Genomic DNA, 24,964 nt, shown 5'->3' with positions numbered 1-24,964 from the left:
GGGCGGGCCGGATGGGCGCCAGAATGCCCAAAACCCCGCGCGCGGCGGGGTGTCGGGGAAGGCGGGGAAGCTGGCGACGGCTCAGCGCAACAGGTGCTGGACGGCCCATGTGATGCCCAGTCCACCGGCGATCAGCCACACATACAGAATCAGGCCCGTGGTCAGCGCGCGCGGACCCGCTTCGCGAATCTGCGAAATGCGCGTTTCCATGCCGAGTGCGGTCATCGCCATCGTCAGCGCGAAGGTGTCGAGCAGGTTCAGCGACGAGGTGGCGCTTTGCGGCAGCACATGCAGCGAGTTGATCGCGACGCAGGCGAGAAAGCCGAGTGCGAACCAGGGGATCGCAAGCTTGCGCGGGACGGCGCCGTCCGTATTGTCATCCTTCGTGCCGCGCGCCGCGCGGTTCACCCACAGGCCGACCACCAGCAATACCGGCACGAGCAGCATCACGCGGGTCATCTTGACGATCGTCGCGATGTGCGTCGCTTCCGGGCTCACGTTGCTCGCCGCGCCGACCACCTGCGCGACCTCGTGGATCGTGCCGCCGAAGAAGAGACCCGCGCCGACCGTATCGAGATGCAGCCAGCCCGCGTTGAACAGCACCGGGTACAGGAACATCGACAGCGTGCCGAACAGCACGACGGTGCCGACCGCCATCGCGCTCTTGTGCGGCTTCGATTGCAGCGTCGATTCGAACGCGAGCACCGCGGCCGCGCCGCAGATCGCGCTGCCGGCCGCCGTCAGCAGCGCGGTGTCCCGATCGAGCTTCATGATCTTGATACCGGCCCAGGTGCCGATCACGAGCGTGCTGACGACGATCAGCACCGATTCCGCGAGGCCCGGCAGGCCCACCTGAGCGATTTCCTGCAGGCTCACGCGCAGGCCGAAGAACGCGACCGCGATGCGCAGCAGCTTGCGCGCCGAGAAGTTGACGCCCGCCGCCCAGCTGGCCGGCATGCTGTCGCGCAGCGCATTGCCATAGATCGCACCGGCGACGATGCCGACGATCAGCGGACTCAGGCCAAGACCGGCAACCGCCGGAATCGCCGCGATGCGCGTGACGGCGGCGGCGAACAGCGCGACGAACAGCACGCCATTGAGTTGGCCGCGAGTGGACAGCGCGGGTGAGGCGGCAGTGAGCGGGACGGTGGGTGTGGACATGATCGGGTGCCTGACTTCGTAGCGAACTTGCACAGAACTGCATGAGCAGCAACGGGGCTAATCCTAAATTAGATATAACGATATGAAAAATCGTGATTTAGAATGTGAACTATCGGTCTAACCAATACTTCATCGAGATGACCCCGGATCAACTTATAACGTTCGCTGCCGTCGCTGAGCATCGCAACATCAGCCGGGCGGCGGTGGCGCTGCATCTGTCGCAGCCGGCGGTGTCCGGACAGCTACGGCAATTGCAGGACGAATTCGGCGAGCCTCTGTACCAGCGCGATGGCCGCGGCGTACGGCTGACGCCGGCCGGCGAGCAGCTCGCCAGCTATGCGGCGCGGCTGCACGATACCTGGCGGCAGGCGCATGCGTATCGCGACGCGCTGCGCGGTCTGGAGCAGGGCACTTTGCGGATCGGCGCGAGCACGACGCCGGCGAGCTATCTGCTGCCCTATCTGATCGCCGAATTCCATCGCCGCTATCCGGACGTGACCGTGCATACCGCCAACGGCAATACGGCCGAGATCGTCGGCGCACTCGGCTCGGTCGACATCGCGATGATCGAGGGTCCCGCCGGCGCCGATCTGCCGCCGGATACGGTCGTCCATGCGTGGCGCGAGGATGAAATCGTCGCGATCATGCCGCGCTCGCATCCGCTCGCGCAGGCGGACAACGGCGCGCGCATCGAGCTGGCCGCGTTCGGCGCCTATCCGCTGGTGCTGCGCGAGGAAGGCTCGGGCGTGCGGCAGACGGTCGAGCGCGAATTCGCTCGCGCGGGCGTGCGGATGCGCGTGGCGCTCGAGATCGCCGGGGTCGAAGGCGTGAAGGAGGCGGTGCGGGCCGGCATGGGCGTCGGCTTCGTGTCGGCGATGTCGATGCGGCATGAGAACGGTGCGCTGCGCCTGATGTCGCTGAGCCCGCAGCCGCTGACGCGGCGGCTGTCGATTCTGGTGCCCCATGCGAGCGCGCCGTCGCGGGTTGTCGAGCAGTTTCTGGCGATGTGTATCGCGGACGGCGGCTGACTGCAGCGCTGGCGGCGTGCGGCCGGTGCGCCCAGGGATTTCCTCTATGGTGCGCGATGGCCGTCCCGCGCACTATTCGCACATCGCAGCGCCTCGGCGCTTTTTTTCGAAGTGTGATTGGAACCGGTTCCAAGAACGGTTTCTCGTCAGGATCGAGTGAGTTGGACATGGCTGATGCAGTTGAGATCGTGATCGTCGCCAGCGCGTTCGGTGTGAACGCCGTGCGCGCCGACGGCCATCTGAAATGGGCGCAGGCGGCAAAGCGAGCCGGCGCGGCGGGTTTCGAAGTGCGTCGCGAGCTGTTCGCGAGCGACGCGGACGCGGACCCGCAACGGCTGCGCGCCCTCGGCGCGGCGTTGGCCGATCTCGGGCTGTGGCCGGCGTTCTCGACGCCGGCATCGTTGTACGCCGCGAACGGCCAGCTCGATACCGGCGCGCTGCGTCTGGCGCTCGACGAAGCGGCCGCGCTCGGCGCGCGCTTCGTCAAGCTGCAACTCGGCGGCTTCGCGGGGGAGGCTCACGGTGCGGCGCTCGTCGCTCAGGTGGCGAGCGGCTGCGGCACCACGGACGGCGCGCAGCCACGGCTCGTCGTCGAAAACGGGCAACTGGCGCAGGGCGGCTCGCCCGCGCAGTTCGTCGGGCTATTCGACGCGCTCGCGCTTGAAGGCCACGCGGACGCGCTCGGTATGACTTTCGATACCGGCAACTGGGCGTGGCTCGACGTCGCGCCGCTCCAGATCGCGCCGCAGCTTGCGCCGTACGTCGAGTACATCCATTGCAAGAGCACGACGGGCGAGGGCGCGCGGCGCTTCGCGACCGCGCCGGCCGACGATGACGCTTCCTTGCGCGCGGTCCTCGACCAACTGCCGCGCGATGTGCCGCGTGGCATCGAGTTTCCGTTCGACCCGAGCCGGATCGATGCGGATGCCGCGCACTATGTGAACTGGCTAGCGCGGGTATAGACCGCGACGCGGCAAGCAAGGCAGCAAACAACGCAACGCAACCTGAATCATCGGCATCGGATGCACCACCAGGAGCCCAGCATGACCCACCCGTACCCCGCCCTCGACGTGATCACCTACGGCGAAGCGATGGCGATGTTCGTCGCCACCGAAACCGGCCCGCTGGCAGGCGTCGGACACTTCACGAAGCGCATCGCCGGCGCGGATCTGAACGTCGCGATCGGCTTGTCGCGACTCGGCTTCAGGGTGGGCTGGATGAGCCGCGTCGGCGACGATTCGTTCGGCCAGTACGTGCGCGACACGCTGACGAAGGAGGGCATCGACCAGCAATGTGTGAGCACCGACGCGCGCTATCCGACCGGCTTCCAGCTGAAGTCGAAGAACGACGACGGCGGCGATCCGGCGGTCGAATACTTCCGCAAAGGCTCGGCGGCGAGCCATCTGTCGCGCGACGACTACGTCGCCGACTACGTGCTGCCCGCGCGTCACTTGCATCTGACCGGCGTCGCGCCAGCGATCTCGGCGAGTTCGCGCGAACTCGCGTTCCATCTGGCCCGTGAAATGCTTGCGGCAGGCAGGACGATCTCGTTCGACCCGAACCTGCGCCCGACGCTGTGGCCGTCGCGCGCGGCGATGGTCGAAGGCCTGAACGCGCTCGCGGCACTCGCCGACTGGGTGCTGCCCGGCATTGGCGAGGGTGAGATTCTGACCGGCTACACGCAGCCGGAGGACATCGCGCAGTTCTACCTCGAGCGCGGCGCGCGCGGCGTGATCGTCAAGCTCGGCGCGCAGGGCGCGTATTACCGCACCGCGACCGATGCCGCGACGATCGCCGGCCGGCCGGTCGCGAACGTCGTCGATACGGTTGGCGCCGGCGATGGTTTCGCGGTCGGCGTGATCAGCGCGCTGCTCGAAGGCCGCACGCTCGCGCAGGCGGTCGCGCGCGGCAACCGGATCGGCGCGCTCGCGATTCAGGTGATCGGCGATTCGGAAGGTTTGCCGAGCCGCGCCGAACTGGACGCGCTGGAACTGGCCGAGGTGCCGGGCATCGCAAGCGCGGCCTGACGCGGCTCGGACTGCATCGATAGCGATGCACACACGACCAGCATCCACACGACAAAAAGAGCGCCCTCAGCGCGCCAAGATTTTTTCATCATTGATTCGGGACGACGCCGTCCAAGGAGACTTCCATGACCTCATCACTTGCGATTCGCCGCTGGTGGACGATCATGCCGATCGTGTTCATCACCTACAGCCTCGCGTATCTGGATCGCGCGAATTTCGGCTTCGCGGCGGCGGCCGGCATCAACCAGGATCTCGGCATCAGCAAGGGGCTCGCGTCGCTGATCGGCGCGCTGTTTTTCCTCGGCTATTTCTTCTTCCAGATTCCGGGCGCGATCTACGCCGAGCGCCGCAGCGTGAAGAAGCTCGTGTTCTGGAGCCTCATCCTGTGGGGCGGCTGCGCGGCGTTGACCGGCATGGTCAGCAACATCCCATCGCTGATGGCGATCCGCTTCGTGCTCGGCGTCGTCGAAGCCGCGGTGATGCCGGCGATGCTGATCTTCATCAGCAACTGGTTCACCAAGAGCGAACGCTCCCGGGCGAACACGTTCCTGATTCTCGGCAACCCGGTCACGGTGCTGTGGATGTCGGTCGTGTCGGGCTATCTCGTGCATTCGTTCGGCTGGCGGCAGATGTTCATCGCCGAGGGCGCGCCCGCGATCCTCTGGGCGGTGTGCTGGTGGTTCCTCGTGAAGGACAAGCCCGAGCAGGTGTCGTGGCTCACGCAGCAGGAAAAGGATGCGCTCGCGCAGACATTGCGCGCGGAGCAGGCCGCGATCAAACCGGTGCGCAACTACAGCGAGGCGTTTCGCACGCCCGCGGTCATCAAGCTGTGCGCGCAGTATTTCTGCTGGAGCATCGGCGTGTACGGTTTCGTGCTGTGGCTGCCGTCGATCCTGAAGAACGGCTCGTCGATCGGCATGGTCGAGACGGGCTGGCTGTCTGCGCTGCCGTATGCGGCCGCGACGATCGCGATGCTTGCAGCTTCGTGGGCATCGGATAAACTCAACCGCCGCAAGGTGTTCGTGTGGCCGTTCCTGCTGGTCGGCGCGATTGCGTTCGCGGCGTCGTACGGGCTCGGCTCCGCGCATTTCTGGATTTCGTACGCGCTGCTCGTGATCGCGGGCGCCGCGATGTACGCGCCGTATGGCCCGTTCTTCGCGATTGTGCCGGAACTGCTGCCGAAGAACGTAGCCGGCGGCGCGATGGCGCTGATCAACAGCATGGGTGCGCTCGGTTCGTTCGTCGGCTCGTACGTGGTCGGCTATCTGAACGGCGCGACCGGCTCGCCCGCGGCATCGTATGCGTTCATGAGCGTGGCGCTCGTCGCCGCGGTGATCCTGACGCTCGCAGTCAAGCCGGCCGCCGCCGAACGACGCGACCCCGCTCGTCCCACCGTCGCAAGGAAAATTAGCTGATGAAGAAGATCGTCGCCTGGAAGTCGCTGCCCGAGGATGTGCTCGCCTATCTGCAACAGCATGCGCAGGTCGTGCAGGTCGATCCGTCACAGCATGATGCTTTCGTCGCCGCGTTGCGCGATGCCGACGGCGGCATCGGCGCGAGCGTGAAGATCGCGCCGGCGATGCTCGAAGGCGCGAGCCGGCTTAAGGCGCTGTCGACGATCTCGGTCGGCTACGACCAGTTCGACGTCGACGACCTCACGCGCCGCGGCATCGTGCTCGCGCACACGCCGGACGTACTGACCGAATCGACCGCCGATACCGTGTTCTCGCTGATCCTCGCGTCCGCGCGGCGCGTGGTCGAGCTGGCCGACTGGGTCAAGGCGGGCCAGTGGCGCACGAGCATCGGGCCCGCGCAGTTCGGGGTCGATGTGCAGGGCAAGACGATCGGCATCGTCGGCCTGGGGCGGATCGGCGGCGCGGTCGCACGGCGCGCTGCGCTCGGCTTCAACATGAAGGTGCTGTACACGAACCGCAGCGCGAACCGCCGGGCGGAAGAGGCGTATGGCGCGCGGCGCGTCGAACTGGCCGAATTGCTCGCGCAGTCCGATTTCGTCTGTCTGCAGGTGCCGCTCACGCCGCAAACGCGGCATCTGATCGGCACGGCCGAACTGCGCGCGATGAAGAAGAGCGCGATCCTGATCAACGCGTCGCGCGGCGCGACCGTCGACGAAGCGGCGCTGATCGAGGCATTGAAGAACGGCACGATTCACGGTGCGGGCCTCGACGTGTTCGACACCGAACCGTTGCCGGCCGACTCGCCGTTGCTGTCGATGCCGAACGTGGTCGCGCTGCCGCATATCGGTTCGGCGACGCATGAGACCCGTCATGCGATGGCGCTCAACGCGGCGGAGAACCTGGTCGCCGCGCTCGACGGCACCTTGACGACCAACATCGTCAACCGTGAAGTCCTGGCGAAGTGAATCGCAGGGCGGCACGCAAGCTGCCGCCCTCGGACCGACACGAGCGATCAGCGAATGAGCACGACCCCGCCCGCCACGCCACCCAATCCGCCGACCGCGCCGACGCGCCGCGCGACGATCACCGATGTCGCGCGCGAAGCCGGCACCGGCAAGACCAGCATCTCGCGCTATCTGAACGGCGAGTTCAGCGCGCTGTCGCCCGAGCTGCGTGCGCGCATCGAAGCCGCGATCGCGCGGCTCGACTACCAGCCGAATCAGATGGCGCGCGGCCTGAAGCGCGGCCGCAACCGGCTGATCGGCATGCTGGTCGCCGACCTGACCAATCCGTACTCCGTCGAAGTGCTGCAAGGCGTCGAGGCCGCGTGCCACGCGCTCGGTTTGATGCCGCTGATCTGCCACGCCGCGAACGAAGTCGAGATGGAGCGCCGTTACCTGCAACTGCTGACCACGTATCGCGTGGAAGGCGTGATCGTCAACGCGCTAGGCGTGCGCGAGGAGACGCTGAGGCCGGTCGGCGACGGCGGGATTCCGGCGGTGCTGGTCGATCGGCGCGTGGAGGGGCTCGTCGCCGACATGGTCGGCCTCGACAATGGCGCGGCCGCCGAGCTCGGCACGCGGCATCTGCTCGAACGGGGCTTCGAGCATATCTGGTTCGTCGTGCAGCCGTTCGAGCGGGTCAGCTCGCGGCGGCAGCGCGTCGACGCGTTCGATCGCGCGATGCGCGACGCAGGCCGCGCCCGCGGTCGTACGCTAGTACTCGATCTCGCCGATGAAACTGCTGTCGAACGCGCCCTTGCGGAGCTGGATCGTGCGATCGACTCGCTGGACGGGGCCGGCACCGCCCCACGCGTCGCGCTGTTCGCGGCCAATGCACCGGTCGCGTTGCGCCTCGCGCTGCACCTGAACGCGCGTTACGGCGCGCACTGGCAGAGCCGCGTCGCGCTGCTTTCCATCGACGATCCGGATTGGGCCGAACTCGCCGGCATCACGACGATCCGTCAGCCGACCTACGACATCGGTTATCGCGCGGTCGAATTCCTGCACGAGCGCATCGAAGGCGCGCAGACGGGTGCGCGCGACTGCCTGCTGCCCGGGGAGCTGATCGTGCGTGCGTCGACGGCGCGCTGATTTCCGGTCAATCTGCGATCATTCGGGGCTGCGGCGCGCAGCGGTTGCGCGCCGGGGATTGCAAGGAACCCCGCAAGGATACTCATGGTCGTGCCACCGCTTACCCTCGCGAGCCTCGCGCTCGCCACCCTCGTCATCGCCGCTTTACCTTTTCTGCTTTACCGGCAGTTGCGCCGTCCGCTCGCGCTCAGGCCGCGCGACGCGATCGCCGGCGTCGCGGTGTTTGCGCTGTTCGCGATGGTGATCGAGCGGGCGCTGAACGACTATCTGCTGCGCGGTAACGCGGCGACGGCGGCGTTCCTTTCGCAGCCGCTCGCGTTCGTCATCTATGGAGCTCTGGTCGCGGGCGTTTGCGAGGAAGTGGGGCGGTTCTTCGGCATGCGGCTGCTGATGAAGCGGGCGGCGACGCGGCCGGCCGTGCGCAAAAAGTCGAGCGTGGACGCGCCCACCGGCGTCGCTGCAAGCGCGGGCGCCAACGCCGCCGCCAGCCCGAGTGCCGACGCCGACGCCGACACCCGCACCGCCGCCTTGCGCGCCGACGATGGCGCCGCGCTGAGCTACGGCCTCGGCCACGGCGGCGCGGAAGCATGGATGGTCGGCGTGCTCGTGCAGTTTCAGTGGCTCGTGTTCGCGGTCCTCGAAAACCGCGGCCAGCTCGGCGATTACCTCGGCAATCTGCCGGCCGAAGCAGTGATGCGCGTGCATCTGATTCTCGCAAGCCTGACGCCGCAACTGGCCGGCATTTTCGCGCTCGAACGCGTCGCCGCGCTGGTGTTCCAGATCGGCCTGTCGGTGCTGATGTGGCGCGGCGTGCGGGCCGGCTCGCGCGCCATCCTGCCGCTCGCGATCGTGGTGCACGCGCTGATCGACGCGCCCGCGGCGATGACGCAGGCGCGGCTGCTGCCGCTCGCGGCGGTCGATACGATCTATGCGGTGGCGGCGGTGTTCGTCGCGGGACTGTTGATCCGCAGTTACCGGCGGCCAGCGGCGGCGTGAGCGGATGAACCGCTGGATCGCAGGCGCCTCGCCATCCCTTCAGCGTTTCTCTAAAATGCGCCTACGTTTCAGGATCTTCTTTTCCCGGCAGCCTTCATGGAAGCTTACCAATACGACTGCGCGCATCCGGAGTTCGGCGAGCTCGCGCGCGTCATCAGCGATCTGTTTCCCGAGCAGACGCAGTTCATCGAGCGTGCCGCCGACGATGGCGCGCCCACACTGACGATTCACTGGGTAGCGATGCGCTTCGGTTCGACCGCGCGGCGCATCGAGATGACGGTCGCGATCGCGCCGGCGGCGCTCGCGCGTTATCGCGCGATGCCGGCGCGGCTGCGTGGTCGCAGCTTCGCGGTTTTGCGCGCGTACGTCGAAGCGAGCCTGGGCTCGCTCGAAGAAATGTACGCGAACGGCGAGGCGGTGCCGCGCGAAGTCACGGTCGAGCTCGGCGACGAGTTCGCATGAAGCGCGGGTGATGTGCAAATGAAGCGTAGGTGAATCTGCTTCAATCCGCGAGACGATAGACCTTCGCGAAACGCGCGGCCTGCACGACGCCATAGTCGCCGGGCGCGTACTGCATGACCCAGTCGCCGGCCGCGCCGTGCAGCACGTCGCCGCCGCTCGCCGAGCGCGCGAGCGAGAAGGGCTCGTCCATCCGGCGGGCAAGCACGACTGCGGGGATGTTGCGATAGGCGCCGGCTTCGCCGTGCGCGAGCGCTGGATCGGCGGGCAGGTACTTCGCGTCGAAGCGCTCGCGCGACACGACCCAGCGGTCGCCGGTCGAACCGGTGATCAGCGCATCGCCGCGCACATAGCGGTTCGGGCCTTCGAGGCTCATCAATTGGCCTTCGGAGACGGCGAATTCGACGCTTACCGTTTCGTCCTTGACGACGCGTTGGGCGTGCGGATCGTCACGCAGATCGAGATTCCTGAGTTCGGTCATGAAGCGGGTGGGAGATTAGGGGGTGGGCGTTGCGGCGAGACTCGCCGCTTTGCGAACCCGAATCATGCCAGATGCCCGCAACGGGGCAACCCCCCGCCACGGGCGCTCTTTCATTACGGCTTGACGGCCGCGTCGCTCGCGGCTTCGGCCGCGGGCTTGCTGCCCTTGCCATGGTGGACGCGCTGATGACCCTCGGGGCCGCCATGGTGGAACGTCGCATCGGCGAGCTTCTTCTGCTCCGGAGACAGGCTGCCATACAGCGGCTCGAACGCATCGACGAGCTTCTTCATGCCGTCCGCATGCGCCTGCGCAATCGTTGCGTACTGTTTCATGTCGTCGAGTGCGCTCACGTTGGTGGCGGCTTTGCGCTGCTCGAACAGCTGGCCCATCGTTTCGCCATTGCTGCGCATCACGTCGGCGAACGCCTTCCATTGCGTTTCCTGCGCGGGCGTGATCTTCAGTTGCGAATGCAGATAAGCGATGCGGTCTTCGACGTTGCGTTCATGGCCGGCCTTGGCCGCGGAAGCCGTTGCCGTGGTGTCCGGTGCCGAGGCCGAGGCCGGCGCGGCGGTTTGAGCGAACGCGCCGCCCATCGAAACGGCCGTAGCCAGCATAACGAGTGCTTTTTTCATCGAAACTCCTGATGTCTGTTCGTATTGAGACTCGGCGCGCCGGCGTGCGTATCGCCTCGCGCCAGCGACGAATAGCGGCGCGCCGCAACCAGCTGCCGCATTCGCCCGTCGCCGCTATTAGTAACACGATATCCCTGCAATACGGCTGCTGTGCGACAAACGCTTACAACCGAAACGAACGGGAAACGGCTCGCGCCTGAGCGGCAAGTGCGCCGATCTGCCGCGCCGAGGACGACCCACAGTGTGCCGGGCAGCGGTGAGCGCACACCATCACACGGCGCCGCTGCCCGCGCAGACGCGCGATAATCCGCGACATTCCATACCAACTTCCCGTCCCTTCGATGAGACCTCCGCGCCTCGACCAGCTCGACGACCTCGACCGTAATCTCGTTGCACTGCTGCAAGCCAACGCGCGCGAGAGCGTCGCGAATCTCGCGCGACAGCTCGGCGTCGCGCGCACGACCGTGATCGCGCGCATTGCGCGGCTCGAACGCAGCAACGTGATCGCCGGCTACAGCGTACGGCTGGGCCAGGACGTGCTCGATTCGAGCATCGTCGCTTATGTCGGCATCATCATCGCGCCGAAGCACGGGCCGGCCGTGCAGAAGCGCCTCGGCAAGATGCCCGAGGTGCAACTGCTGTGCGCGGTCAGCGGCGAGTACGACTACGTGGCATGGCTGCGTGCCGATTCGCCTGAGCGGCTCAACGATCTGCTCGATCAGATCGGCGGGCTCGAAGGTGTCGAGCGGACCACGACGTCGATCATTCTCGCGCGCAAGATCGACCGCGGCACGGTGTGAGTCAGCGCGCGGCGTAACCTCTTCGCGAATGCTTCGACGGTCTGTCGTTTACGCGTTTTTTACGCGTTTTCGACGAATCGTTTGAGAAGTTCGTCGGAACGTCGAACCTGATGGTCATACCGCAGCATTTTGCGCGTATGAACTGTTTTTGCTTCTTCCTACACTGTCATTCAAGGGTTCGGCCCGCAGGCGCCGCGCGCAATACGCGGCGCACTTCCCAAGCTCAGAGACAGCACATGGATAACAAGGAGAAGCAGATGAAAGTAGCTATCGTTGGCGCAGGTCTGATCGGTCACACCATTGCTCATATGCTGCGCGAGACGGGCGACTACGAAGTCGTCGCGTTCGACCGCGATCAGCACGCACTCGACAAGCTCGCCGCCCAGGGCATTCCGACCCGCCGCATCGATTCCGCCGACGCCGCCGTGCTGCGCGCCGCGATCCAGGGCTTCGACGTGCTGATCAACGCGCTGCCGTACTACCTTGCGGTGAACGTCGCATCGGCCGCGAAGGGCGCGGGCGTCCATTACTTCGACCTGACCGAGGACGTGCGCGCGACGCACGCGATCCGCGCGATCGCCGACGATGCCGATCACGCGTTCATGCCGCAGTGCGGTCTCGCGCCGGGCTTCATCGGCATTGCCGCGCACGAGCTTGCGAATCGCTTCACGGAAATCCGCGACGTGAAGATGCGCGTCGGTGCGCTGCCCGAGTTTCCGACCAATGCGCTGAAATACAACCTGACGTGGAGTGTCGACGGCCTGATCAACGAGTACTGCCAGCCGTGCGAGGCGATCCGCGACGGTCGCACGCAATGGGTGCAGCCGCTCGAAGGCCTCGAACATTTCTCGCTCGACGGCACCGAGTACGAAGCGTTCAATACGTCGGGGGGCCTCGGCACGCTGTGCGAGACGCTGGCAGGCCGCGTCGAATCGCTCGACTACAAGTCGGTGCGCTATCCGGGGCATCGCAACCTGATGCAGTTCCTGCTGGAAGACCTGCGTCTGTCGAGCGACCGCGATACGTTGAAGACCATCATGCGCCGCTCGGTGCCCTCGACCGCGCAGGACGTCGTGCTGGTGTTCATCACCGTGAGCGGCATGCGCGACGGTCAGCTCGTGCAAGAGGTCTTCACGCGCAAGATCTTCGCGAAGACCGTCTGCGGCGTGCCGATGAGCGCGATCCAGATCACCACCGCCGGCGCGATGTGCGCGGTGCTCGATCTGTTCCGCGAGCGCAAGCTGCCGCAAAAGGGCTTCGTGCGGCAGGAGCAGGTGTCGCTTGGCGATTTCCTCGCGAACCGCTTCGGCAAGCTGTACGAAGGGCAGTCGCTGGAGGCGATGGCGACGGTTTGAGGTTCGAATCGCTCGCGTCAAATGAAAATCCCCGTACGTCACTGACGTACGGGGATTTTTCGTTTTTCAGCCGATCAGCGCGGATGCGCTGCACCGCACTCGCGTGGCCGTCACCCAGCCACGATTTGCGCAACGAGCGCTTGATAGTCCGCCGAACTGGGCGCGGTATTGTCGAACATCAGCAGACCCTCGCGGTTCGCGCCGCTCGGCTCGAAGCGCCGCCGCCGGTAATCGTCCCAGTGCGCGAGCTTGTACGCATCGTTGGGATTCGCGCGCGCGACGATCCGCTGCTGCGCCACGTCCTCCGAGGTCCGCACCCACACGACACGCAATCTCACGTCCGGCGCGACGCCGAGCCACGCATGATCGAACAGTCGCCGCTCGCGCACCTCGCGCGACAGCGGGCCGACGACCAATGCGCTGATGCCGAGTTCGAGATTGTCGCGCGCGGTATCGATGAGGCCGCGATATTCGGGGTCGCGCAGATGCTGCAGGAAAAGAGGGCTGTCGCGATCGTTCGGATCGCCGGTCACCATCGCCATCGCGGCCGCGCTATAGCCGCCGTACAGTGTGTCCTTGTCGAGCAGGCAGAAGGGGGTGCCGCTCGCTTTCATCAGCGGGCCGAACAGTTTTTTCGCCAGCGTCGTCTTGCCCGTGCCCGCATGACCGCAAAAGAAAACCAGAGAAGTCACGCAGGCTTGTCCTCACGCGGCGCGGCGGCCGCATCGGGGCGCGGGTCGCGCGCGAACTTGCCGTTGGTCTCGAGCCACATCACGTTGATGATGCCGAAGCCGAGCGCCACACCCACGCCGAGAATCCAGGTGAAATACCACATCGCAGTCTCCTTGATCGTGCGTCCGGCGACGCCAATCGACAGGCTTGCCAGTTACCCACGACGGCCAGCCGTGAGCGCGGCCGCCTTCAACGATCATGAAGAAGAACGCCGCGCCATGCAAGAGGGCGCGGCGCCCGAGTTCCGCGCGTTGCTATGATGCGGGACAGTCATGCGTAAGACCCGCACCGCGTAGTCACGAACTCGGCCCACCATCGAGAGCACACGGGAGAACCAGTATGCCGATGCGCCTGTCTCGCCGCGGCCGGGCCGCACGCCGCGCCGCGTTGGCCGCATGCGTCGCGCTCAGCGTGCTGAGCGTGCTCACGCTAGCCAGCTGCGCGTCGACGCCGGCCGAGCCGGTGCCGTTCAAATCGGTGCCGGCCGAGCGCATCGTCAGACAGGGCTATACGCAGCCGGGCCCCGGGCTCGTCGCGGTGGACGTGCGGCGCGAGCGTTCGCGCGACGTGATCGTGCGGTTCCGCGATGCGCTCGTCTATATCGACGGCGAGCGCGTGACCGACCTGATGAACGGCGAGCACGTGGTGTTCTATCTGCCGCCCGGCATTCATCGGATCGGCGTATCGACGCAGTTCGATCCGGTCGTCGAGCTGAACTTCGTCGTGACGGCCGACCCGCGCTACACGAACCGCGCGTCGGTCACGTTCAACGACGATCACCGCATCGGCCTGCAGCGGGTCGCGGTAGCCGCAGTAGCCGCAGTAGCAATGCGGCCGCGCATTAACAATTCGAAACGCGCGCCTTACGCAGCGCGCCTTAACATGGCGGCTGATCCAAGCCTGCTGAAAGGTGTGCTTGTCCGTTCACGCGAGACCGGTCGCCCGTCTTACGCAACGCTTACGCGAGAGGGTGGCCCGGTCTGTTTTCGTTTCGAGGGTAATCCGAACATGTTGATCAATTGCGCCGCCTATCAGGACGGCCGTAAGCTCGCCGACATCGATATCGACGCCATCAGCGACTACGTCGCGCGGCCCGAGTGCTTCGTCTGGGTCGCACTGAAAGACCCGAGCCCCGACGAACTCGCGGTCATGAAAGAGGAGTTCGATCTGCACGAACTCGCGATCGAAGATGCGCAACACGGCCATCAGCGCCCGAAGATCGAGGAGTACGGCGATTCGCTGTTCACCGTGATGCACACGGTCGAGATGGACGAGAACGGCGAGTTCGTGATCGGCGAAGTCGCCGTATTCGTCGGCAGCAACTATGTGCTGTCGGTGCGGCGCGGCACGCGCGCCGGTTTTCAGAGCGTGCGAACGCGCTGCGAGCACGAGCCGCATCTGTTGAAGGAAGGCTCGGCGTTCGTGCTGTATGCGCTGATCGACGACGTGGTCGACCGTTATTTCCCGATCGTCGAGGCGATGAGCACCGAGCTCGAAGCGCTCGAGGACCGCATCTTCGAGAAGAACGATTCGGCCGCCTCGCGCGCGATCGTGCAGGACCTGTACACGATGAAGCGCCGGCTCGTGACCCTGCAGCACCACATCCAGCCGCTGCGCGAAGCGGTGAGCAAACTGACCGGCGGCCGCATTCCGAGCATCTGCTCCGGCATGCAGGCGTACTTCCGCGATGTCTACGACCATCTCGACCGGATCGTCAGAACCATCGAGGGGCGCCGCGAAATCGTCGTCACGGCGGTGCAGGTGAACCTCGGCATGATATCGCTCGCAGAGAGCGAAATCACCAAGCGGCTCGGCTCGTTCGCGGCGCTGTTCGCGGTGCCGACGATGATCGCCGGTATCTACGGGATGAACTTCGAGCGCATTCCCGAGTTGCATTTCAAGTTCGGCTATCCAGTCGTGCTGATCGTGATGCTGGCGATCGACTTCGTGCTGTACCGGCGCTTTCGCAAGGCCGGTTGGCTGTAGCCGGCACGCCTTTCAAGATCCTCGCGGTTTCGCTTGCAGCGCGCGCAATACCAGGCCAGCATAAGCGGCCGGTGTGTCGCGCCGCACGCGACGCATCGGCGTTCTCGACTGCACGGACTGAGCGAGGGGACCTTGCCACACGCTGCCCGGATTGATCGAGCGCATCGCGGCGCCGCACATGCTGCGCGCCGGTGCGTTGCAACACCGCGAATCGTTGACATTCCGAAAAGCTTGCGCTGAGAATAGGCCTCGCAAACGTTTGCGCATCACAAAAAATACGGCTCGCCCGCGAGCCTGACAAACTTGGAGATACGCATGAGCCATCGAACCCGTCGTCGCATTCTTGCCGCCGCAGTTCTCGCCACCGCCTCCGCCGTCCTGCCTTTTTCCGTCGCCCACGCGCAGAACGCCCCGGCTCATAAACCCAAGGTCGCGCTGGTGATGAAGTCGCTCGCCAACGAGTTCTTCCTGACCATGGAGACCGGCGCGAAGGACTATCAGAAGCAGAACCCCGCCAAGTTCGACCTGATCACCAACGGCATCAAGGACGAAACCGACACCGCCAACCAGATCCGCATCGTCGAGCAGATGATCGTGTCGAAGGTCGACGCGATCGTGCTCGCGCCGGCCGATTCGAAGGCGCTCGTACCGGTCGTCAAGAAGGCCGTCGACGCGGGCATCATCGTCGTCAACATCGACAACCGGCTCGATCAGGACGTGCTGAAGTCGAAAGACCTGAACGTGCCGTTCGTCGGCCCCGACAACCGCAAGGGCGCGCGGCTCGTCGGCGACTACCTCGCGAAGCGGTTGAAGGCTGGCGACGAGGTCGGCATCCTCGAAGGCGTATCGACCACCACCAACGCGCAGCAGCGTACCGCGGGCTTCAAGGACGCGATGCAGGCGGTCGGCGCGAAGATCGTGTCGGTGCAGTCGGGCGAGTGGGAAATCGACAAGGGCAATGCGGTCGCATCGGCGATGCTCAATGAATATCCGAACCTGAAGGCGCTGCTCGCCGGCAACGACAACATGGCGATCGGCGCGGTGTCGGCCGTGCGCGCGGCCGGCAAGCAGGGCAAGGTGCAGGTGGTCGGCTACGACAACATCAACGCGATCCATCCGATGCTGAAGGACGGCCGCGTGCTCGCGACCGCCGACCAGTTCGCGGCGAAGCAGGCCGTGTTCGGCATCGATACCGCGCTGAAGGCGTTGAGCGAAAACAGGAAGCAGTCGGAGTTGTCGGGCGTCGTCGAAACGCCGGTCGTGCTGGTGACGAAGGACACGCTGAAGTAAGCGCGGCGCGCCCGGCGTCGAGCGCGAGCCGGGCGCGGCCGGACAGGCTCGCGGGAAACCGCCAATGCCGCCGCGAAGCGCGCATCGCACGCTTCAGCGGCAGTGCGGCAACCCGCCGATCCGCTTTTATTCAACGAACGCTCAAGAATTCCGCCCGGCCGCCGTTATTTCCAGAGATAAGCGTCATGACGGCGGCTCGCGCGGTGAGAGAAGCGCGGCCGTGAGCGCCTGCGCATTCCGCGCAGTGGGCCGGCATGACTCGTGGCAGCCAGGAGCGATGTGCTGTGCGGCAAGCGCAGCGGACCACCGCAAGGGTGTCACGAAGGCGCCAGAGGCGCCATGCAATCAGGAGCGCGATGGATTCGACCGACCACGACGCCTTGCCTGTCGTGCTGACCGTCAGCGGCATCGGCAAGACCTATGCCGAACCGGTGCTCGCCGACGTATCGTTGTCGCTGCGAGCAGGCGAGGTATTGGCATTGACCGGCGAGAACGGCGCGGGCAAGAGCACGCTGTCGAAGATCGTCGGCGGGCTGGTCGAGCCGAGCGCGGGCACGATGCAGCTCGCCGGCGCGCCGTACGCGCCCGCGAGCCGCACCGAGGCCGAGGCGCTCGGCGTGCGCATGGTGATGCAGGAGTTGAATCTGCTGCCGACCTTGTCGGTCGCCGAGAACCTGTTCCTGAACCGGCTGCCGCGCGCGGGCGCGTTCAGCTTCGGCTGGATCGATCGCGGCAGGCTGCGGGAGAACGCGCGCGAGGCGATGGCGCAGGTCGGGCTCGACGCGATCGACCCGGACACGCTGGTCGGCGAACTCGGTATCGGTCATCAGCAGATGGTCGAGATCGCCCGCAACCTGATCGGCGACTGCCGCGTGCTGATCCTCGACGAGCCGACCGCGATGCTGACCGCGCGCGAGGTCGATCTGCTGTTCGAGCAGATCGGGCGGTTGAAGGCGCGCGGCGTCGGGCTCGTCTATATCTCGCATCGGCTCGAAGAGCTGGCGCGGGTGGCCGAACGGGTCGCGGTGCTGCGCGACGGCCGCCTCGTGCATGTGGACGCGATGGCGAACCTGACGAGCGAGCAGATCGTCACGTGGATGGTCGGCCGCGAGCTCGGCGAGCATATCGATCTCGGCGCGCGCAACCTCGGCGCGCCGCTGTTGAAAGTGGAGCGGCTCGCGCGCGGCAAGGTCGTGCGCGACGTGTCGTTCGAGGTGCGCGCGGGCGAAATTTTCGGCGTCAGCGGGCTGATCGGCGCGGGCCGCACCGAGCTGATGCGGCTCATCTACGGCGCCGACCGCAAGGACGGCGGCAGCGTCTCGCTCGCCGCGACGCCGGGCGCGCCGCCCGCGCCGGTGCAGATCGACTCGCCGGCGGACGCGGTGCGCGCGGGCATCGCGCTCATCACCGAGGACCGCAAAGGCGAAGGCCTGCTGCTGCCGCAGCCGATCGCGGCCAACCTGTCGCTCGGCAATCTCGGCAGCGTCGCGCGGCATGGCGTTGTCGACGCGAAGCGCGAGAACGAGCTGGCGAACAAGCAGATCGCCGCGATGCGGATTCGCAGCTCGGGGCCCGCGCAGATCGTCGGCGAGCTCTCGGGCGGCAATCAGCAGAAGGTCGTGATCGGCCGCTGGCTCGCGCGCGACTGCCGCGTGCTGTTGTTCGACGAACCGACGCGCGGCATCGACGTCGGCGCGAAGTTCGATATCTACGGCCTGATGGGCGCGCTCGCGCGCGACGGCCGCGCGCTGGTCGTGGTGTCGAGCGATCTGCGCGAGCTGATGCTGATCTGCGACCGGATCGGCGTGATGTCGGCGGGCAGCATGACCGGAGTGTTCGAGCGCGCGAGCTGGAGCCAGGATGCGCTGCTCGCGGCCGCGTTCGCCGGCTACCGCGGCCGCGAGGCGCTGCTGCACACGCACGGCGTCAACGAAGCAGGGAGTCTGTGATGACCGATCAACCGTGGCGCGAGGCGGCGGGTGTCAAGCAGGGCGGCAAGCAGAACGAAAAGCCAGCCGGCGCGCCGGACGCACCCGTCGTGACACCGCCGGCCGATCCGTCGGCGCCGCTCGCGAGCGGCAAGCCGGCCGGCACGCGGCTCGGCTTTTCGAACTACCTGGGCCTCGCCGGCGCGCTGCTCGCGATGATCGTGCTGTTCTCGCTGCTGAGTTCGCACTTTCTGACCTACGACACGTTCAGCACGATCGCGAACCAGATTCCGGATCTCGTCGTGATGTCGGTCGGCATGACCTTCGTGCTGATCATCGCTGGGATCGATCTGTCGGTCGGCTCGGTGCTCGCGCTCGGGGCGTCGGTGGTCAGCGTGGTGACGTTGAAGTGGGGCTGGGGGCCGGCCGCGGGGGCGCTGCTCGGTGTCGCGGTCGCGGCGCTGACCGGCACCGTGACCGGCGCGGTGACGGTGGGCTGGCGGATTCCGTCGTTCATCGTGTCGCTCGGGGTGCTCGAGGCGGCGCGCGGCATGGCGTACCAGATGACCAATTCGCGCACCGCGTATATCGGCGACGCATTCGATTTTCTGTCGAACCCGATCGCGCTCGGCATCTCGCCGGCCTTTCTGGTCGCGGTCGCGGTGATGGTGATCGCGCAGCTGGTGCTGACGCGCACGGTGTTCGGGCGCTATCTGGTCGGCATCGGCACCAACGAGGAAGCGGTGCGGCTCGCGGGCGTCAATCCGCGGCCGTACAAGGTGATCGTATTCGCGCTGATGGGCGCGCTGTCGGGACTCGCGGCGCTGTTTCAGATCTCGCGGCTCGAGGCGGCCGATCCGAATGCGGGCGTCGGCCTCGAGCTGCAGGTGATCGCGGCGGTCGTGATCGGCGGCACGAGTCTGATGGGCGGGCGTGGGTCTGTGATCAGCACGTTCTTTGGCGTGCTGATCATTTCGGTGCTGGCGGCGGGCCTCGCGCAGATCGGCGCGAACGAGCCGACCAAGCGCATGATCACCGGCGCCGTGATCGTGGTGGCGGTGGTGCTCGATACCTACCGCAGCCACCGCAAACGCGGCTGAGGGGTGCGCCGCGGCGCAGCGATGAATCAGTGTGGCGTGTCTTCGATGAAGACGTCCGCGGGTCGCCAGGCGGCGCATCCGGCGGGAACAACAGGCAGTAGGAGAGCAACAGGTTATGGCGACGATCAAGGATGTAGCGGCCGTGGCGGGCGTGTCATTCACGACGGTATCGCACGTCGTGAACAACTCGCGGCCGGTGTCGGCCGATGTGCGCGCGAAAGTCGAGCACGCGATTCGTCAACTGCACTATGTGCCGTCGGCGGTGGCGCGCTCGCTGAAGGCGCGCGCGACCGCGACGATCGGACTGGTGGTGCCGAACAGCACCAACCCGTATTTCGCAGAGCTCGCGCGCGGCATCGAGGACGGCTGCGCGCGCAACGGCTACTGCGTGTTCTTCTGCAACTCCGACGATGACCCCGCGAAGCAGCGCAACTATCTGCGCGTGTTGCAGGAAAAGCGGATCGACGGGCTGATCGTCGCGTCGGCCGGTGACGACGCCGTGCTCGCGCAGACGCTCGCCGACTCGCGCGAGCCGCTCGTCGTGGTGGACCGCAACATCGAGGGGGTCAACGCGGACCTCGTGCAGATCGATCACGAGAAGGGCGCTTACCTCGCCACCCGTCATCTGCTCGAGCTCGGGCATGTGCGGATCGGCTGCATCACGGGGCCGGTGGAGACCGCGGTCGGCGCGATGCGCGTGCACGGCTTCATTCGCGCGATGGCCGAGCGCGGCATCGAGATTGCCGCCGATGCGATCGTCGAAAGCGATTTTTCGGGGACGGGCGGCCACCGCGCGGCCGCGCAGCTCTTCGACACGGTCAGGCCGTCGGCGATTTTCGCGGTCAACGACATGATGGGCATCGGCGCGTTGCGCGCGGCGGCGGAGCGCAATATCAGCGTGCCGCGCGATTGCTCGATCATCGGTTTCGACGATATCGAGCTGGGCCGCTTCACGTTCCCGTCGCTGTCGACGGTCGGGCAGTCGGTGCGCGCGCTTGGCGACACGGCCGCGCAGACGCTGATCGACCGGATCGCCGAGGCGGCGCCGAACAGCACCGCGCGCAGTCCGGCGCGCCGGCGGGTGGTGTCGCCGCGGCTGATCGTGCGCGAGTCCACCGCGACATGGGCGGGAGACGCACGGCGGAATCTGGCGGCCTGACGCGCCCGCGATACCAACGCGGCACGTCGCGCAATGGAGGGCACACGAGTGGCAAGCAACCCAACGCGTTCACGCGTCACGGTGGTCGGTAGTCTGAACATGGACCTCGTGGTGCGCTCGCCGCGCCTGCCGCAGCCGGGCGAAACGCTGGCCGGCCGCGGCTTCGCGCAGGTCGCGGGCGGCAAGGGCGGCAACCAGGCGGTCGCCGCCGCGCGGCTCGGCGCGCAGGTGTCGATGCTCGGCTGCGTCGGTACCGATGCGAACGGCGCGCAACTGCGCGCGGGCCTCGAAGCGGAGCACATCGACTGTGCGGCGCTCGAAACCGGTAGCGAACCGAGCGGCGTGGCGCTGATCGTCGTCGACGATGCGAGCCAGAACACGATCGTAATCGTCGCGGGCAGCAACGGCGAGCTCACGCCGGCCAGCATCGCGCGACACGAAGCGGCGCTCGCCGCCGCCGATGTCGTGATCTGCCAGCTCGAAACCCCGCCCGAATCGGTGCATGCGGCGCTGGCCGCGGCGCGGCACCTCGGCAAGATCGTGATCCTTAACCCGGCGCCCGCTACCGGCCCATTGCCGGCCGCCTGGCTGCCGCTGATCGATTACCTGATTCCAAACGAACTTGAAGCCGCCGCGCTGAGCGGTGTCGCCGTCGACTCGCCCGCGGACGCCGCGCGAGCCGCCGCCGCATTGCGCGCGGCCGGCGCTCGCAACGTGCTGGTCACGCTCGGCGCGCGCGGCGTGCACGCGGCGCTCGAAGGCGCGGCCGCGACGCTGTACGACGCGCCGCGCGTCGAGGCGGTCGATACGACCGCGGCCGGCGACACCTTCATCGGCGGCTTCGCGGCGCAGCTCGCCCAGGGTGCGAGCGTCGAAGCGGCGATCCGCTTCGCGCAACGCGCCGCCGCGCTTTCGGTGACGCGCGCGGGCGCACAGCCGTCGATTCCGACGCGCGCCCAAGTCGACGCGTCGGGCTGATGCCATCGCGGCATTAGCGCCCCCGCGAGCCGCCTGACGGCGCTGTGCTGCGATCGCTTCGGCGACTCCGTACGGCTCGCAATCCGCCCAATCCCCGCCGCTCAAACGTCAAAAGTCGCGTTTTGACGAATACCGTCGCGTTGCCCCAACGCGACGCGAAGCCACACGTCTGCCGTCAACTCGCTTTCAACGTCTTACATCGTCTTTGTTCATACCTTTTAAATGCTTCAAGTCTATGAACGCGCTGCCGTAAACGGTGATTAGAGCAATGACTCAAAAACAGCGCCGGACCCAAACTCACGCCGCCCCCACGCTGCGCAAGCAGCAGCCTCTCATCGAGTACAGCACACAGGACCAAGCATGTTGAATAAAGGCATCACGATCAAGGCGCGAATTGGACTCACGATGGCGTTCCTCGCCGCGTTGCTGGTTGCGATCGGCGTTTTCGGTCTGTTCGGCATGGGCCGTTCGAACGACGCCTATGAAGCCACTTTCACCGATGCGATGCCGAGCGCCGTGAACATCGGCAACGCGGAAATCTACGCGGCGCGCGAGCGACTCGCGCTCGACCGCGCCGCGTTCCTCGTCGGCACGCCGGAAGCGGCATCCACGATCGAGCGCGCGCGCATGCTCGGCAGCACGTCGGACATGTGGTGGAAAAAATATCTCGATCTGCCGCGCGACGCGGACGAAGACCGGCTCGCGCAGGACGTCGCCGCGAAGCGCAACACGCTGCATCAGCAGCTCGAAGCGTTCGCGACGGCAATCGAGGCGAACGATCAGAGCAAGCTGGTCGAGCACGCGAAGAATCTGCAGGCCGTCTTCAACGATCTCGTCACAGCCGACGACGCACTGCGCAAATACCAGTTCGATTCGGCGAAGCAGGGCTTCGACTCCGCGCAGAACAGTTTCCACGTGTTCCGCATGGTCAGCATCGGCGCGTTGGTGCTCGGCGTGCTGGCGGCGGCGCTGTCGTATCTGACGCTGAGCCGCGCGATCGCGCGTCCGCTCGACGAAGCGCTCGGCCACTTCGAGGCGATCGCGGCCGGCGATCTGCGTCGTCCGGTGGTCGTGACTTCGCGCGACGAAATGGGGCAACTGCTCGAAGGAATCGCCAGAATGCAGCACAGCCTCACCGAAACGGTGCGCAGCGTGCGCGGCGGCAGCGAGTCGATCGCGACCGCGACGCGGCAGATCGCGGCGGGCAACGTCGATCTGTCGTCGCGCACTGAAGAGCAGGCGTCCGCGCTGCAGGAAACCGCGTCGAGCATGGAGCAGCTGACCGGCACCGTACGCCAGAACGCCGATAACGCGCGCCAGGCGAGCGCGCTTGCCGCCAGCGCGTCGGAGATCGCCAATAAGGGCAGCGCGGTGGTCGGCCAGGTGGTCGGCACGATGGGTGACATCAACCAGAGCTCGGCGAAGATCGCCGACATCATCTCGATCATCGAGGGCATCGCCTTCCAGACCAACATCCTCGCGCTGAACGCAGCCGTCGAGGCGGCGCGCGCCGGCGAGGAAGGGCGCGGCTTCGCGGTCGTCGCGGGCGAGGTGCGCAGCCTCGCGCAGCGTTCGTCGGCGGCGGCCAAGGAGATCAAGGAGCTGATCGATACGTCGGTCGAGCGCGTGCAGTCGGGCTCGGCGCTGGTCGACGAGGCCGGCCGCACGATGAGCGAAATCATCGGCGCGGTGCAGCGCGTGACCGACATCATGGGCGAGATCGCGTCGGCGTCCGAAGAGCAGAGCGGCGGCATCGACCAGGTCGCGCGCGCGGTCACGCAGATGGACGAGGTTACGCAGCAGAACGCTGCGCTCGTCGAGGAAGCGGCCGCCGCGGCGTCGTCGCTCGAGGAGCAGGCGGCCCGGTTGCGGAACGTGGTCGCGGTGTTCCAGCTCGACGACAGCGGCCGTGGCGGTCACGACGGGGCGTCCGCGCTTGCGGCGCCGAAGCGCCCGGTGTCCACGAGCCCGGTCGCCGCGCGCGCACGCAAGCACACGCCGGCTGCGGCGCAGGCGGCGATGCCGGCGAAGCCAGCGACGGTGGCCGCTGTCGCGCCGCGGGCTGGCGCCGCGCCCGCGCCCACCCGCGCGCCGGCCAGGTCCGCGGCGACGGCCGGCGGTGATCAGGATTGGGAGACCTTCTGAGCGGGCTCGGGGTTCACGTGTACATGGGCGGCGGCGCTGTCGCGCGTCAGGTGATTGAACACGCGCCGTTCGTCGCAACATCCGTTCCCGTCCGCTCGCTGGCTGTCCGGCATCCGCGTCGTACGAACGGCGATAGCTTCGCGAAAAGCCGCGCCTGGGGCCCCAGGTGCGGCTTTTTTTCGGCTCGCGCAAGAAATAACGTTTGCGCACGGCGTGGCTTTCACCGGCGCGTGTCGCGATCCGGTACATTGACGGGCACGGCCCCGATCCGCGTGCGCGGCGCGCGGCTGCCCGCACCTTCAACAGGTGGTTCCCACTCATTGCTACGTCCTGCGAACCTGCCATGCGCCAGCCACAAAGAACCGACATGACACGTTACGATCTTGCGCAACACCTCGTCGAGGCACGCCGGCAGCACCTGCCGATCGACGCGCCCGCCCCCGACAGCCTGCCGCCCGACGCGGCGACCGCCTACGCGATCCAGCAGGCGGTGATCGCGGGGCTGGGCGAATCGACCGGCGCGTGGAAGATCGGCGCGAAGTCCCCGGGCGGCGCCGCGTCGGGCGCGCCGATTCCGTCCTCGCTGGTGGTGCCGTCGCCGGCGCGGCTTGCGCATGACGGATTCTTTCGCGTGCTGGTCGAGCTGGAGATCGCGTTTCGCTTCGACGTGACGATCGAGCCGCGCGCTCAGGCTTATGCGCGCGACGAGGTGCTGTCCAAGCTCGGCGCCGTGCTGCCGGCCATCGAGATCGTCGACAGCCGCTTCACCGAGTGGCCGAACGTCGCGCCGCTCGCGCAGCTAGCCGACGCGCAGAACAACGGCGCGCTGATCACTGGCCATCCGGCCGTCTATGCGAGCCTCGCGCGCGGCTTCGACTTCGTGTCGCCGGAACTGGAGCTGAGCTTCAACGGCCGCTCGCTGATACCGGAAGTGACCGGCAATCCGGCCGGCGATCCGCGCGAGCTGCTCGTCTGGTTCGTCAACCATTGCGCGGCGATGGGGATCACGATCGAGCGCGATTGGACCCTGACCACCGGCTCATACGTCGGCGCGCACAAGATCGACGAGCCCGGCATCGTGCGTGGACATATCGATGGGCTGGGTGAAGTGGAAATTGAACTGACCTGATCGATGCTGCGGCGGTTGTAACCGCAAATTACAACGCTTCATCCATTCCAAACGGCTGCCCGCGTGCAGC

Annotated in this window: 24 protein-coding genes; 19 read left to right on the top strand and 5 right to left on the bottom strand. The window is 66.7% G+C overall.

Annotated features, from left to right (window positions below):
• Nucleotides 1-81: 81 nt before the first annotated feature.
• Nucleotides 82-1,161: a YeiH family protein gene (locus tag AB3X95_RS04065; protein WP_368620733.1), complete on the bottom strand. Its 1,080-nt coding sequence runs from the start codon at nucleotides 1,159-1,161 to the stop codon at nucleotides 82-84.
• A 137-nt stretch (nucleotides 1,162-1,298) separates the two neighbouring features.
• On the opposite strand from AB3X95_RS04065, the gene AB3X95_RS04060 reads away from it, so the two are divergent.
• The 8 genes from AB3X95_RS04060 (at nucleotide 1,299) to AB3X95_RS04025 (ending at nucleotide 9,182) form a co-directional block, all read left to right on the top strand.
• A complete protein-coding gene (locus AB3X95_RS04060; RefSeq protein WP_368620777.1) occupies nucleotides 1,299-2,189 on the top strand; it encodes a LysR family transcriptional regulator in 891 nt (296 codons plus the stop codon).
• Between the two features lie 167 nt (nucleotides 2,190-2,356).
• Nucleotides 2,357-3,151 (top strand): sugar phosphate isomerase/epimerase family protein, encoded by a 795-nt coding sequence (locus AB3X95_RS04055; protein WP_368620732.1) that lies wholly within the window; start codon nucleotides 2,357-2,359, stop codon nucleotides 3,149-3,151.
• An 81-nt stretch (nucleotides 3,152-3,232) separates the two neighbouring features.
• On the top strand, nucleotides 3,233-4,216 hold the full coding sequence (locus AB3X95_RS04050; protein ID WP_184227183.1) for a sugar kinase: 984 nt from the start codon (nucleotides 3,233-3,235) through the stop codon (nucleotides 4,214-4,216).
• 125 nt (nucleotides 4,217-4,341) lie between these two features.
• Nucleotides 4,342-5,631: an MFS transporter gene (locus tag AB3X95_RS04045; RefSeq protein ID WP_176108355.1), complete on the top strand. Its 1,290-nt coding sequence runs from the start codon at nucleotides 4,342-4,344 to the stop codon at nucleotides 5,629-5,631.
• Nucleotides 5,631-6,596 (top strand): 2-hydroxyacid dehydrogenase, encoded by a 966-nt coding sequence (locus AB3X95_RS04040; protein ID WP_368620731.1) that lies wholly within the window; start codon nucleotides 5,631-5,633, stop codon nucleotides 6,594-6,596. The genes AB3X95_RS04045 and AB3X95_RS04040 overlap by 1 nt, the downstream gene beginning before the upstream one ends.
• A gap of 54 nt (nucleotides 6,597-6,650) precedes the next feature.
• On the top strand, nucleotides 6,651-7,724 hold the full coding sequence (locus tag AB3X95_RS04035) for a LacI family DNA-binding transcriptional regulator (RefSeq protein ID WP_368620730.1): 1,074 nt from the start codon (nucleotides 6,651-6,653) through the stop codon (nucleotides 7,722-7,724).
• Nucleotides 7,725-7,808: 84 nt separating this feature from the next.
• Nucleotides 7,809-8,720, top strand: a complete 912-nt coding sequence (locus AB3X95_RS04030; RefSeq protein ID WP_368620729.1) for a YhfC family intramembrane metalloprotease — start codon at nucleotides 7,809-7,811, stop codon at nucleotides 8,718-8,720.
• Between the two features lie 96 nt (nucleotides 8,721-8,816).
• Nucleotides 8,817-9,182, top strand: coding sequence for a DUF3022 domain-containing protein (locus AB3X95_RS04025; protein WP_176125597.1), 366 nt, complete (start codon nucleotides 8,817-8,819; stop codon nucleotides 9,180-9,182).
• Between the two features lie 40 nt (nucleotides 9,183-9,222).
• Here the strand turns inward: AB3X95_RS04025 and AB3X95_RS04020 are convergent, their stop codons facing one another.
• Nucleotides 9,223-9,660 carry a PGDYG domain-containing protein gene (locus tag AB3X95_RS04020; protein WP_176125598.1) on the bottom strand — a complete coding sequence of 146 codons (438 nt, stop codon included), beginning with the start codon at nucleotides 9,658-9,660 and terminating at the stop codon, nucleotides 9,223-9,225.
• Between the two features lie 113 nt (nucleotides 9,661-9,773).
• Entirely contained in the window at nucleotides 9,774-10,292 is a 519-nt protein-coding gene (locus AB3X95_RS04015; RefSeq protein ID WP_176125599.1) for a Spy/CpxP family protein refolding chaperone, read from the bottom strand.
• Between the two features lie 341 nt (nucleotides 10,293-10,633).
• On the opposite strand from AB3X95_RS04015, the gene AB3X95_RS04010 reads away from it, so the two are divergent.
• Nucleotides 10,634-11,092 (top strand): Lrp/AsnC family transcriptional regulator, encoded by a 459-nt coding sequence (locus AB3X95_RS04010; protein ID WP_176108362.1) that lies wholly within the window; start codon nucleotides 10,634-10,636, stop codon nucleotides 11,090-11,092.
• Nucleotides 11,093-11,349: 257 nt separating this feature from the next.
• Nucleotides 11,350-12,447 carry a saccharopine dehydrogenase family protein gene (locus tag AB3X95_RS04005; protein ID WP_176108363.1) on the top strand — a complete coding sequence of 366 codons (1,098 nt, stop codon included), beginning with the start codon at nucleotides 11,350-11,352 and terminating at the stop codon, nucleotides 12,445-12,447.
• 110 nt (nucleotides 12,448-12,557) lie between these two features.
• Here AB3X95_RS04005 and AB3X95_RS04000 read toward each other — a convergent pair whose 3' ends face one another.
• Together AB3X95_RS04000 and cydX are read right to left on the bottom strand one after the other, a co-directional pair.
• Entirely contained in the window at nucleotides 12,558-13,139 is a 582-nt protein-coding gene (locus AB3X95_RS04000; RefSeq protein ID WP_368620728.1) for an AAA family ATPase, read from the bottom strand.
• Nucleotides 13,136-13,282, bottom strand: coding sequence for a cytochrome bd-I oxidase subunit CydX (cydX, locus tag AB3X95_RS03995; RefSeq protein WP_026228716.1), 147 nt, complete (start codon nucleotides 13,280-13,282; stop codon nucleotides 13,136-13,138). Before cydX ends, AB3X95_RS04000 begins: the two co-directional genes overlap by 4 nt.
• On the opposite strand from cydX, the gene AB3X95_RS03990 reads away from it, so the two are divergent.
• From AB3X95_RS03990 to AB3X95_RS03950, 9 genes are all read left to right on the top strand, one after another.
• Nucleotides 13,269-13,439 carry a hypothetical protein gene (locus AB3X95_RS03990; RefSeq protein ID WP_176126225.1) on the top strand — a complete coding sequence of 57 codons (171 nt, stop codon included), beginning with the start codon at nucleotides 13,269-13,271 and terminating at the stop codon, nucleotides 13,437-13,439. The two genes, cydX and AB3X95_RS03990, sit on opposite strands and share 14 nt — an antisense overlap.
• A 748-nt stretch (nucleotides 13,440-14,187) precedes the next feature.
• The gene (gene corA, locus AB3X95_RS03985; RefSeq protein WP_176126227.1) at nucleotides 14,188-15,165 is read left to right on the top strand and encodes a magnesium/cobalt transporter CorA; all 978 of its coding nucleotides are present in this window, start codon (nucleotides 14,188-14,190) and stop codon (nucleotides 15,163-15,165) included.
• Between the two features lie 315 nt (nucleotides 15,166-15,480).
• On the top strand, nucleotides 15,481-16,455 hold the full coding sequence (locus AB3X95_RS03980) for a sugar ABC transporter substrate-binding protein (RefSeq protein WP_176108367.1): 975 nt from the start codon (nucleotides 15,481-15,483) through the stop codon (nucleotides 16,453-16,455).
• 356 nt (nucleotides 16,456-16,811) lie between these two features.
• Nucleotides 16,812-18,404 (top strand): sugar ABC transporter ATP-binding protein, encoded by a 1,593-nt coding sequence (locus tag AB3X95_RS03975; RefSeq protein ID WP_368620727.1) that lies wholly within the window; start codon nucleotides 16,812-16,814, stop codon nucleotides 18,402-18,404.
• A complete protein-coding gene (locus tag AB3X95_RS03970) occupies nucleotides 18,404-19,483 on the top strand; it encodes an ABC transporter permease (protein WP_368620726.1) in 1,080 nt (359 codons plus the stop codon). The genes AB3X95_RS03975 and AB3X95_RS03970 overlap by 1 nt, the downstream gene beginning before the upstream one ends.
• 115 nt (nucleotides 19,484-19,598) lie before the next feature.
• Nucleotides 19,599-20,642 carry a LacI family DNA-binding transcriptional regulator gene (locus tag AB3X95_RS03965; RefSeq protein WP_176126230.1) on the top strand — a complete coding sequence of 348 codons (1,044 nt, stop codon included), beginning with the start codon at nucleotides 19,599-19,601 and terminating at the stop codon, nucleotides 20,640-20,642.
• Nucleotides 20,643-20,690: 48 nt separating this feature from the next.
• Nucleotides 20,691-21,620 (top strand): ribokinase, encoded by a 930-nt coding sequence (rbsK, locus tag AB3X95_RS03960; protein ID WP_368620725.1) that lies wholly within the window; start codon nucleotides 20,691-20,693, stop codon nucleotides 21,618-21,620.
• Nucleotides 21,621-21,980: 360 nt separating this feature from the next.
• On the top strand, nucleotides 21,981-23,765 hold the full coding sequence (locus tag AB3X95_RS03955; protein WP_368620724.1) for a methyl-accepting chemotaxis protein: 1,785 nt from the start codon (nucleotides 21,981-21,983) through the stop codon (nucleotides 23,763-23,765).
• A 367-nt stretch (nucleotides 23,766-24,132) separates the two neighbouring features.
• Nucleotides 24,133-24,894, top strand: a complete 762-nt coding sequence (locus tag AB3X95_RS03950) for a 2-keto-4-pentenoate hydratase (protein ID WP_176126233.1) — start codon at nucleotides 24,133-24,135, stop codon at nucleotides 24,892-24,894.
• Nucleotides 24,895-24,964 lie beyond the last annotated feature (70 nt).

The sequence above is a fragment of the Paraburkholderia sp. BR13444 genome (assembly GCF_040948755.1).
Lineage (GTDB): Bacteria > Pseudomonadota > Gammaproteobacteria > Burkholderiales > Burkholderiaceae > Paraburkholderia > Paraburkholderia youngii.
This window is presented reverse-complemented; position numbering and strand designations above follow the sequence as displayed.

What these genes read in the sequence shown, in the direction of transcription:
- AB3X95_RS04065 (WP_368620733.1), bottom strand. Translation starts at nt 1,161, where the DNA reads ATGTCCACACCCACCGTCCCGCTCACTGCCGCCTCACCCGCGCTGTCC.
- AB3X95_RS04060 (WP_368620777.1), top strand. Translation starts at nt 1,299, where the DNA reads ATGACCCCGGATCAACTTATAACGTTCGCTGCCGTCGCTGAGCATCGC.
- AB3X95_RS04055 (WP_368620732.1), top strand. Translation starts at nt 2,357, where the DNA reads ATGGCTGATGCAGTTGAGATCGTGATCGTCGCCAGCGCGTTCGGTGTG.
- AB3X95_RS04050 (WP_184227183.1), top strand. Translation starts at nt 3,233, where the DNA reads ATGACCCACCCGTACCCCGCCCTCGACGTGATCACCTACGGCGAAGCG.
- AB3X95_RS04045 (WP_176108355.1), top strand. Translation starts at nt 4,342, where the DNA reads ATGACCTCATCACTTGCGATTCGCCGCTGGTGGACGATCATGCCGATC.
- AB3X95_RS04040 (WP_368620731.1), top strand. Translation starts at nt 5,631, where the DNA reads ATGAAGAAGATCGTCGCCTGGAAGTCGCTGCCCGAGGATGTGCTCGCC.
- AB3X95_RS04035 (WP_368620730.1), top strand. Translation starts at nt 6,651, where the DNA reads ATGAGCACGACCCCGCCCGCCACGCCACCCAATCCGCCGACCGCGCCG.
- AB3X95_RS04030 (WP_368620729.1), top strand. Translation starts at nt 7,809, where the DNA reads ATGGTCGTGCCACCGCTTACCCTCGCGAGCCTCGCGCTCGCCACCCTC.
- AB3X95_RS04025 (WP_176125597.1), top strand. Translation starts at nt 8,817, where the DNA reads ATGGAAGCTTACCAATACGACTGCGCGCATCCGGAGTTCGGCGAGCTC.
- AB3X95_RS04020 (WP_176125598.1), bottom strand. Translation starts at nt 9,660, where the DNA reads ATGACCGAACTCAGGAATCTCGATCTGCGTGACGATCCGCACGCCCAA.
- AB3X95_RS04015 (WP_176125599.1), bottom strand. Translation starts at nt 10,292, where the DNA reads ATGAAAAAAGCACTCGTTATGCTGGCTACGGCCGTTTCGATGGGCGGC.
- AB3X95_RS04010 (WP_176108362.1), top strand. Translation starts at nt 10,634, where the DNA reads ATGAGACCTCCGCGCCTCGACCAGCTCGACGACCTCGACCGTAATCTC.
- AB3X95_RS04005 (WP_176108363.1), top strand. Translation starts at nt 11,350, where the DNA reads ATGAAAGTAGCTATCGTTGGCGCAGGTCTGATCGGTCACACCATTGCT.
- cydX (WP_026228716.1), bottom strand. Translation starts at nt 13,282, where the DNA reads ATGTGGTATTTCACCTGGATTCTCGGCGTGGGTGTGGCGCTCGGCTTC.
- corA (WP_176126227.1), top strand. Translation starts at nt 14,188, where the DNA reads ATGTTGATCAATTGCGCCGCCTATCAGGACGGCCGTAAGCTCGCCGAC.
- AB3X95_RS03980 (WP_176108367.1), top strand. Translation starts at nt 15,481, where the DNA reads ATGAGCCATCGAACCCGTCGTCGCATTCTTGCCGCCGCAGTTCTCGCC.
- AB3X95_RS03975 (WP_368620727.1), top strand. Translation starts at nt 16,812, where the DNA reads ATGGATTCGACCGACCACGACGCCTTGCCTGTCGTGCTGACCGTCAGC.
- AB3X95_RS03970 (WP_368620726.1), top strand. Translation starts at nt 18,404, where the DNA reads ATGACCGATCAACCGTGGCGCGAGGCGGCGGGTGTCAAGCAGGGCGGC.
- AB3X95_RS03965 (WP_176126230.1), top strand. Translation starts at nt 19,599, where the DNA reads ATGGCGACGATCAAGGATGTAGCGGCCGTGGCGGGCGTGTCATTCACG.
- AB3X95_RS03955 (WP_368620724.1), top strand. Translation starts at nt 21,981, where the DNA reads ATGTTGAATAAAGGCATCACGATCAAGGCGCGAATTGGACTCACGATG.
- AB3X95_RS03950 (WP_176126233.1), top strand. Translation starts at nt 24,133, where the DNA reads ATGACACGTTACGATCTTGCGCAACACCTCGTCGAGGCACGCCGGCAG.